At 42.7% G+C, this 2,074-nt stretch carries 4 protein-coding genes and 1 pseudogene; 3 read left to right on the forward strand and 2 right to left on the reverse strand.

Annotated elements, in window-relative coordinates:
• Together A3761_RS28550 and A3761_RS12320 are read left to right on the forward strand one after the other, a co-directional pair.
• Positions 1-227, forward strand: a 227-nt coding sequence (locus tag A3761_RS28550) for a hypothetical protein (RefSeq protein ID WP_231881215.1), incomplete at its 5' end; no start/stop codon positions are given.
• Positions 228-273: 46 nt separating this feature from the next.
• A complete protein-coding gene (locus A3761_RS12320; protein ID WP_068508013.1) occupies positions 274-630 on the forward strand; it encodes a YibL family ribosome-associated protein in 357 nt (118 codons plus the stop codon).
• Between the two features lie 65 nt (positions 631-695).
• Here the strand turns inward: A3761_RS12320 and A3761_RS12325 are convergent, their stop codons facing one another.
• Both A3761_RS12325 and A3761_RS12330 read right to left on the reverse strand, forming a co-directional pair.
• The gene (locus A3761_RS12325; RefSeq protein WP_068508010.1) at positions 696-1,397 is read right to left on the reverse strand and encodes an LrgB family protein; all 702 of its coding nucleotides are present in this window, start codon (positions 1,395-1,397) and stop codon (positions 696-698) included.
• Positions 1,398-1,408: 11 nt separating this feature from the next.
• Entirely contained in the window at positions 1,409-1,762 is a 354-nt protein-coding gene (locus A3761_RS12330) for a CidA/LrgA family protein (RefSeq protein ID WP_068739095.1), read from the reverse strand.
• 185 nt (positions 1,763-1,947) lie between these two features.
• On the opposite strand from A3761_RS12330, the pseudogene A3761_RS12335 reads away from it, so the two are divergent.
• Positions 1,948-2,074, forward strand: a pseudogene (locus A3761_RS12335) (elongation factor P-like protein YeiP); the annotation flags it as partial.

Raw genomic sequence — 2,074 nt, forward strand, 5'->3', positions numbered from 1 at the left:
AAATCACAATATCCCGTATGGGGCTTGTTGTGCCGCAAGATACGGCAAACTATAAACATTTTTGGTGCGTAACTTCACAGTACGAGATGTTCATCACATTAATTTTTAGTAGTAGAGTATATGCACTAATTTTTAGTTTTTGGCTCGTTGTTATTGCTGGAGGCTCGGGTTATTTGAATTGTGATCGAATCCTTTGGTTAATTACTGTACAATCTCGCTCCCTTTGACTACTGCGTCTAATATTCAGTAGTTCCCTTTGCGCCAGGAGTTATCATGAGTTTCAAGCAAGACCTTCAAGCACTACAAAATACCTTAGACAAAAAACGGAATACCTTAGTGGCTGCAGAGAAGCGTTTTAATCAGGTATTGGTCGGGCAAACAAAGCGTGATATCGAGTCTATCAATAAACAGATTTCTGCTTTAAAGCAGGCTAAAGCTTCAGATGTAAGTAGTAAATGCGCTCAACTTAAGGCAATGAAGTTTCATCGAGCGCTTCTCAAAGAAGAGCAGGCAGACATGGGTAAACTCAAGAAGTCTGTGAAAGGGCTTGTAGTCGTGCATCCATTGACGGTGCTCGGTCGAGAGATGGGCGTGAGTGAAGTAACCGGGTATGCTAGAAAAGCGTTCTGATTATCAAGGTCTTAAGAGTCGTTATTTCCCGAGTGCCATCTCAGCGATGAACCAGGAGTGTGCTGCTAGAACAACCAGAAGCATAATGGCAGTAAGATCGCGGTAAAAATGCCATTGACGATCATTGCAAGAATCGAATATGCGCCGCACTTGGAACTAATTTCAAAAGCTTTAACCGTGCCAATGGCATGTGCGCTGAGCCCTAGGGCAAGGCCTTTTTCCTCGTCATTTGTAATATTAAAGCGTTTGAACACAAGCGGTGCAATGACTGCACCAAAAACGCCGGTAATCATTACAAAGCCAGCTGCTAAAGATGCGACCGCGCCAGTTTCTTCTGAAACCAGCACAGCAACCGCTGTGGTGACCGACTTGGTGAGCATGGCAAGAATTGACTCGTCACTTGCTTTGAACAAAAGTAAAACGCCTACCGCAAGCAATACCGTCAAAAAACCTCCCAAGCATATTAGGGCGATGAGAGTCTTTATTTTTGAACGCATATGGCGGCCTTCATAAAATAAGGGGATGGCTAAAGCAACAATTGAGGGCGCCAGGAACCAATGAATTATTTGTACTGATTCGAAGTAATCTTGATACGAAATATTCAGTGTTAAGAGCAGCGCGATCATGGTCCCTGAACCGAGGAGTACAGGTTGCAATAAAGGGTGAAGGCCTGACTTAAGGTAAATTCTTCTGACTGCCCAGTAAACGGCTGCTGTTGTTAATATCATAGACAGGTCAAAGAAGTAGGGGAGCTTAAATTCAGACATTAGTTCCACCGCTAAGACTCCTCAAGTTCTTGGCTTTTTTCTAGCTTTTCGATCAGCCAAGGCGTGGTCACTAGGGTAAAGATAACGCTGCTGGAAATTGCTATCAGAATCGCTAGCCATTCTTTTTTTATCAGGTGCCAGTGATCCATAATGCCAATACACGAAGGCATGATTAGCAAAGGAATCAGAATAGTCAGTACTTGGCTGGAGCAGTCTAAAGAGGCCCCTGTTTTGCCCCGTAATACACATATACCGGTCAATAACAGCAGGCCTAGAATCGCACCAGGTACCGGAATGTTAAACAGTTCAGTGACTAATGAAGCGAAGATGCTTATCGCACATAAAATTAGCAAACCAAAGATCATTAATATTTCCTGTGAGTTGGGGCGGCTATTTTACACATATTGGGTCATTAAATTTAAGTTTGTGTATCATGCAAAATAACGTTGCTTATAGAGATAGATATGAAACTCTTTTATTACTTCACCTTATCAATTCCAAGTTTACCCGACTATAATAGCGCCAAAACAATATTCAGGAGTTAAAACGAATGCCTAAAGCAAGTGAAATTAAGAAGAACGCTGCCGTTGAAATGAATGGTGAAGCTTATATTGTTCGCGATATCGAGCGCTCTGTTCCACAAGGCCGTGCAGGCGGAAGTTTGTATCGTATGCGTA

Source organism: Oleiphilus sp. HI0123, from assembly GCF_001635315.1.

What these genes read in the sequence shown, in the direction of transcription:
- A3761_RS12330 (WP_068739095.1), bottom strand. Translation starts at nt 1,762, where the DNA reads ATGATCTTTGGTTTGCTAATTTTATGTGCGATAAGCATCTTCGCTTCA.
- A3761_RS12325 (WP_068508010.1), bottom strand. Translation starts at nt 1,397, where the DNA reads ATGTCTGAATTTAAGCTCCCCTACTTCTTTGACCTGTCTATGATATTA.
- A3761_RS12320 (WP_068508013.1), top strand. Translation starts at nt 274, where the DNA reads ATGAGTTTCAAGCAAGACCTTCAAGCACTACAAAATACCTTAGACAAA.